Consider the following 6,070-nt stretch of genomic DNA (forward strand, 5'->3'; position numbering starts at 1 on the left):
GATCTCGTTTCCGTTGTCAAGTCCGAGTTTTTCTCGGCCTGACCGTGGGAACGGATCAGCACCTTCATCCTGTTCACTCAGAGAGTGTGTGGGATTCGGGAGGTGTTAGCTGCTTGACGGGAGCCGGTCCGAGGACCTCCGCTCAACCGTTTGGGGCGAACAAGTAATAAGTTACGCGGATCCCGGGGATCGGGCAAATCAGGGCTGACCGCCGGGCGTGTCGCGCACCTGCGTCACAGATCCGTTTCTCCTCCCTGCTCTCCTCGTGGGTCACTCGACGGTCATTGGCGTAGTCGTGACGTCGATGTGTCCGAAGGGGAACGGGCTGAAGACCGTCCATGAGTCGGAGGTGAATCCCTCCATGGGGATCAGGAAGAACCAGACGAGGGAGACGACGATCGCGACGGCCACGAGTGCCGCGATTCCGATGGCCGCGCGGTTCAGTGCCCTGAGGGCTGCCCGTTCGTCGCTCGCCTTCATCACGCGTCCGAGAGTGATCAGGACGATCGCAGCGATGCTGATGTAGACCAGAGGGCTGGGCCGGAGCGTCAGGTCGATGCAAACGGGCGCTTGGTCGGTCGGCTGTCCTGACGCACCGATGAAGCCGCCGCTCCCGTCGACGCCACCGGGGCAGTAGCTCCGGCTGGCGACCATGAGTGTGGAGTACACGAAGACGGCGATCAGGGCCGTGATCAGGACGCGTCGGATCTCCGCGACGATCGCGACTCCGGGGAGGCCCTTGGCGGCGGCAGTTGCCGGCGTATTCGGTGCGAGCGACAAGAGGGCCTCCTTGGTGGGCGGTCGTCTCATGATGGCGCAGCGGGTGGAGGGAGGGAAGGGCCACCGAGCCCGGGGAGCATGGCTCGCTTAGGCTCGCGCCATGACGCTCAGAGGATTAGCTCACCCCCGGACTCGGGTGCTCGTGTGGGCCCAGCTTCACCTTGCGCGCGATCTCCTTGAGGCGCCGATCGAAGCACAGATGCTTGAGCACCTCAACACCGGTGAGAGGTTTGACGTCCAGGTCAGGGCTGACGAGCCTTGGGAGGATCTCGAGTCCGCGATACGCGACTTCGATCCTCACGTGTTCCACTTCATCGGGCATGGCAAGCGCGGAAGTCTCGTAGTAGCCGGGCGTGACCAACAAGGGTGGCCTATCGCCTCCACCGCGACGCCGCGCGAGCTGCACGCCGCGCTTCGCGACGCGCAAAGCCTTAATGGTGTGTTCCTGAATGGATGCGAGACCTCGCAGTGGGCGCCGCACCTCATCCCCCAGGGCGGCTGGTTCATCGGAGCGAATCGGAAGGTCGACGACGCCGGGGCGCGACTCTTCGCCGAGAAGTTTTACGAGCTGTTCGAAGCGCGATCCCCGAACCGAAACGCGTTCGACGGCGCCCTCGCCCACGTCGCGAACACGAGTGGACATTCACAACCGCCGATCGTCCGATGGGTCGAGGACCCAGATCCCGAAGAGTTCATCCACAAGGTGTTCGACCGCGAGGCGTTCCGCGCATCGGTGGGTCGCGAATCCTCGATGCAGGAGCTGAAAGACGCCTTGAAGGGAATCACGAAGTCGCTACGTGGCCGTCGGTTGATCACGCGTGAGACCCTCGGGGTGCCGAGCGTCGTGCACTGTACGGAGCCGCTCGACCCGCAGGCGGTGGATGTGATCCGGCGCAGGATGAGCGCCGTGAACTTCGACTTCAGGCAGCTTGCTCGAGAGTTCTCCTCCGTCCCCGACCTCGGCAATTCGCTAGACAGAATCCCCCAGCGGGACAGACGGCGCTTTCTGCGTCTTGCCGACAGGCTGGACGATTCGCGCAACGAGACGATCAATGCCGTGAACGAGCTACTCCCTCTCTCCCTCTGGCTGCCGGAGGTCGAGTTGACGTCGTCGGCCCTGGGTCCGGACTGGGTGAACCACGGCCCGGAGTGAGGCAGCGAGAGTTCAGGTGTGCCCCGATACGCTAGGCGTGAGCGAGGGGGGAGCTTCGCCGCTGACCGAGGCTACGGCCTCAGAGGGAGTGCGCAATGACGGGTGAGACCTTCTCTGAAGACGAGTTCCGCAGTCAGTGGAAAGAGCAGGCGGACGAGATCGGCCGCTTCAACCTCGCCATCTTCGGCAAGACAGGCGTCGGGAAGTCGACGCTGATCAACGCGATCTTCGGCGAGGAGGTCGCTCCCACCGGCGTCGGCGAGCCCGTCACGATGGACGAGCATCTCTACATCCACCGTTCCGGCTTCCTCGGCCTGCTCGACACGCGTGGCCTCGAGATCGGTAAGGACACCGATGAGCTGATCCGCGAACTCGGCGACTATCTGAAGAAGATGCGCCAGCGGCCGCTCTCCGAGCAGATCCACGTCGCCTGGTACTGCGTACGGGCGACGGACCGGCGGTTCGAGGACACCGAGGCGGAGTTCATCCGTCGCCTGCACGAGCTCGGCCTGCCTGTCGTCGCCGTTCTGACGCAGGTGCCGTCGCGGAACGGTGAGTATCACGCCGACGCCCTGACCCTGGCGGATCACATCGCCGGGCTCGACCTGCCGATCGTGGGAGGCCGTCCGATCCTGGTGATGTCGACGGCGGATGAGTTCACCGGTCAGGTTCAGCACGGGCTCACGGAGCTCGTGGATGCCACGTTTCGCGCAGCTCCCGAGGGTGTTGAAGCAGCGTTCGCAGCCGCCCAGAAGGTCGATCTGGCAAGAAAGCGCAAGCAAGCTCAAACAGTTGTCCGCGCGGCTGCCACGGCGGCGTTGACCGTCGGAGCGATCCCGATCCCCGTTGCGGACGCAGGAGTGCTCGTCCCCATTCAGCTCGGGATGATGGCGAGAGTGGCTGCAATCTACGGGGTCAGGGTCGAGACCGCCACGATCGCGGCAACCGCAGCGACCGTCGCTGTCTCCGCTGCCGGACGAAGCGCGGTCGCAGGGCTCCTGAAGTTCATCCCTGGAGCGGGAACAGTGGTGGGCGGCGTGATCTCGGGCACCGTCGCCAGCACTTTCACGCTGGCGATCGGATACGCGTGGGCTGTGGTCTGCGGGGAGCTCACGCAGGGTCGACTGCGAGGCGTCGACGGTGCGCTCGACAGCAACCTGGTCCGCGAGCTGTTCCAGACGCAGGTCGGCGTGTGGTTCAAGAAGGTGAGCGGCGGGCGAGGTTGAGCGGCGTTCCGCACCCAACCGAGGCGCCGCCACCCGCCCCTCGGACTAGTCCTTGTATCTGCGAACGGCCTCGCGGATTCCATCCGCGTGCGAATAGATCTCATCGAGCTCTTCGATCGCATGCCGTGTCTCGACCTTGTCCTCGTCCAACAGCCCCAGGTACTTCTGCTTCCCGTTGAAGTGAAGACGGGCCACAGGCTTCCGGTTGTTGTCATCGAGCAGCACGGCGAAGTAGCTCTTCGCATCGCGGTGCGTGACGCGCTGCGGCTTGACCTCGCCACAGGCGATCGCCTTCACGATCTGGTAGCCCTCTAGTTCTTCGAGAGTGGTCTCAATCTCGGTGTCGCGGTCGAGGTCTGCTTCCGCGACCTCAGCACTCGTCGCCGGCGAAGGGTCTGACGTGTGCGTAATTCCGCTCACGCCGAGGGCGGTCTTCAGACGATCATTCACACGCTCGTTGAGGAACTGGTGCGCCGCCTTACCTACCAGCCCAGTGAACTGCTGACGCACTTTCTGCGTGTATGAACCGTCGTACACACGCGTTGCGAAGAACTTGATCCACTCGTCCGTCGGCTCGCGGAATTGGCTTGCGATCTCTCGCTTCAGAGCCCCGATGTACTTGAGCTCCTCCGCCGCACTGATGATCGAGTCGAGGTCGAAGCTCTCCTTGCTCAGCTTCTGAATCTCGGGGATCAGCGTCTCATCGATGTCGAGCAGGTCAAGGACGAGGAACGGCTTGCCGTCCATCCGGTTCGGGGCGTCGAGGTCAGTGTAGAAGTGCCAGACAACGCCGTTCGTCAGAACAGCGATGCGCGCGTTCGTGACGGCGAAGTAACGGAAGAGCTGCGAAGCGTGCTCGATTTTGAGCGACCCCATCGATGGCTTGCACTCGATGAGGATCTGAACCTCGCCGTCGCGCATGATGGCGTAGTCAATCTTCTCCCCCTTCTTCGTGCCGACATCGGCCGTGAACTCGGGGACGACCTCGAGCGGGTCGAAGACGTCGTAGCCAAGAATCGTCGAGATGAACGGCATGACGAAGGCATTCTTCGTCGCCTCCTCGGTCCCGATCGCCGTCGCCTGGTTTTTCACCTTTGTTGCGAGGGAATCGAGACGCTCTGAAAACTCCACCGTTACTCCGCTCTTCGTTGAACACGCTTTAGTCCAGACGATAGCGGACCCTGGAGCGAAGTATGGGCGGTGCGGCATATCGATATGCTGCGTGGCGTGAGCACAACGACGCCGGCCCGACTATCGCTGGAGTTGAACGTCGCCCAGAAGCGCATCCGTGGCTTCCTCGGAGAGCAGTACGGCAGGCCGCCCGAAGGCGCCGTCGGATGGAATCTCGACGACATCCAGGCTGACGCGGTGCGGGCTCGGTTCGATCGGCAGCTCCGACCCACCGATCCGATGGTCTGGACATTGGAGATTGGCGACACCGTGCTGCGGCGAGAGTTACACGCTGCATACAGGGGTCAAGAGCAGGGCGGGATTATCACGCCCAAGTCGATTCCCGACATACTCGTCATCACTAGCCCGGAAAGCGGAGCGAGGCACGGTTACGACACCTTTGAAGGGCTACAGGGAGACGGTTCTTTTCTCTACACGGGCGAAGGTCAGTACGGTCCGCAAGTATTCGCCCGCGGGAACACTGCGCTTCGAGACGCCGCCGAAAACGGCCGCCCCATCCGCCTGTTCACCAAACAGGGCACCTACGTCACCTACGTCGGGGAGTTCACCACTGGCGAGCCAACCTTCAGCATCGAGACAATCCCGGACTCCGACGGCAATCTTCGCGAAGGAATCATCTTCAAGCTCGTGCCGGTTGACGCCGATGTGGAAGCACTCGATGCGCCATCCCCGCCCGTCCCAGAAAGGGCGCAGACCTCGTCTTGGACACCTCCCGAGTCTTCGTCGTACGTCATCGGAGCACAACTCATCCCTGGCGAGCGCGTCGTCTCCCGAATCGAGTTCGAGTTGCAGAAGGACTTCGGGCAGTGGATCAGGTCCCGTGGTGAGACTCCCCAGCGTCTTCGCCTGACCTCTGCAGGAGCCGCGATCGAACCCGATCTTTACGTCTCAGAGTCAGGCTGGGTTGTCGAGGCGAAGAAGTCGCCCGCTCGCGAATACGTTCGCACCGCGATTGGACAAGTCCTCGACTACTCCCGGCTGGTTCGGGAGTCCGGCAGGCCCGGGATCCCCGTCATCTTGCTTCCCAGCAGACCAATCGCTCACCTCGAAGCCTTGCTGTCCGATCTGGGCATCCTTCTAGTGGTCCGCGATGACGAGGAGTTCATGGTCATCGATTAGGGTCCTCGGCTGCAAGTTCCGCGACTGCTGGCAGGTCCGGGGCGGCCCATTCAAGATCAGGCAGGTCGCTGTGACCAACCCAGCGCAGTTCATCATGGTCGAGACTCTGCGTCGGTGGCTCTCCAAGCACCTTGGCGCGAAGGCAAATGAGGCGGATCGTGCTCTCGCCGACCAAGGTCTCGTCGGTTCGAAGCGGGGCGATGACCTCGATGGAGGTGCTGAGCTCTTCTTGTATCTCTCGAACTAAAGCCTCGCTGTGCGTCTCACCCTTTTCGAGTTTGCCCCCGGGAAACTCCCACTTCCCTCCAGCCGCCTTCTCCGGTCGACGGCGGCACGCGAGGATCTTGCCGTCATACTCGATGATGGCTGCAACGACCTCGATAACACGGCTCTCGCTCACTATGCCTCCGAGAGCAAGCTAACAGGGAGCGTCCTCGGGGCCCCTACCCCAACCCTGCTAGCGTCGCATCATGCCGTCGCCGCAGACTCTCGCCGCCCTTCGGGCCTTCGTGGCCGAACGGGACTGGGACCAGTTCCACTCTGATGGCGCTCATCGAAATTCCCCAGAGTTGCTCATCGGAATTCCTCAGGTCGCGTGGTC

6 protein-coding genes are annotated in these 6,070 nt (G+C 62.8%); 3 read left to right on the forward strand and 3 right to left on the reverse strand.

Translation table 11 applies throughout. From position 1 onward, the window contains the following. Nucleotides 1–270: 270 nt before the first annotated feature. Nucleotides 271–780, reverse strand: coding sequence for a hypothetical protein (locus tag DSP71_RS01415; RefSeq protein WP_113680179.1), 510 nt, complete (start codon nt 778–780; stop codon nt 271–273). A 100-nt stretch (nt 781–880) separates the two neighbouring features. Between DSP71_RS01415 and DSP71_RS01425 the strand changes: the two genes are divergently transcribed. Together DSP71_RS01425 and DSP71_RS01430 are read left to right on the forward strand one after the other, a co-directional pair. Next, on the forward strand, nt 881–1,933 hold the full coding sequence (locus DSP71_RS01425; protein WP_147251157.1) for a hypothetical protein: 1,053 nt from the start codon (nt 881–883) through the stop codon (nt 1,931–1,933). Nucleotides 1,934–2,028: 95 nt separating this feature from the next. Further along, nucleotides 2,029–3,159, forward strand: a complete 1,131-nt coding sequence (locus DSP71_RS01430) for a GTPase family protein (RefSeq protein ID WP_113680182.1) — start codon at nt 2,029–2,031, stop codon at nt 3,157–3,159. A gap of 45 nt (nt 3,160–3,204) precedes the next feature. Here DSP71_RS01430 and DSP71_RS01435 read toward each other — a convergent pair whose 3' ends face one another. Continuing rightward, nucleotides 3,205–4,290 (reverse strand): type I restriction endonuclease, encoded by a 1,086-nt coding sequence (locus DSP71_RS01435; protein WP_113680183.1) that lies wholly within the window; start codon nt 4,288–4,290, stop codon nt 3,205–3,207. Nucleotides 4,291–4,386: 96 nt separating this feature from the next. Here DSP71_RS01435 and DSP71_RS01440 point away from each other — a divergent pair, with 96 nt between their 5' ends. Beyond that, on the forward strand, nt 4,387–5,469 hold the full coding sequence (locus DSP71_RS01440; protein ID WP_258546200.1) for a YDG/SRA domain-containing protein: 1,083 nt from the start codon (nt 4,387–4,389) through the stop codon (nt 5,467–5,469). Here DSP71_RS01440 and DSP71_RS01445 read toward each other — a convergent pair. Further along, complete coding sequence (locus DSP71_RS01445; protein ID WP_113680185.1) at nt 5,459–5,869, reverse strand: (deoxy)nucleoside triphosphate pyrophosphohydrolase; 411 nt, start codon at nt 5,867–5,869, stop codon at nt 5,459–5,461. The genes DSP71_RS01440 and DSP71_RS01445 overlap by 11 nt on opposite strands. Between the last annotated feature and the right edge of the window lie 201 nt (nt 5,870–6,070).

This window comes from Microbacterium sp. H6, from assembly GCF_003314775.1.
In the GTDB taxonomy this organism is placed as follows: Bacteria; Actinomycetota; Actinomycetes; order Actinomycetales; family Microbacteriaceae; genus Microbacterium; species Microbacterium oxydans.

Bases quoted from the DNA above. Each gene is read 5' to 3' on its own strand.
- DSP71_RS01425 (WP_147251157.1), top strand. From the start codon at position 881: ATGACGCTCAGAGGATTAGCTCACCCCCGGACTCGGGTGCTCGTGTGG.
- DSP71_RS01430 (WP_113680182.1), top strand. From the start codon at position 2,029: ATGACGGGTGAGACCTTCTCTGAAGACGAGTTCCGCAGTCAGTGGAAA.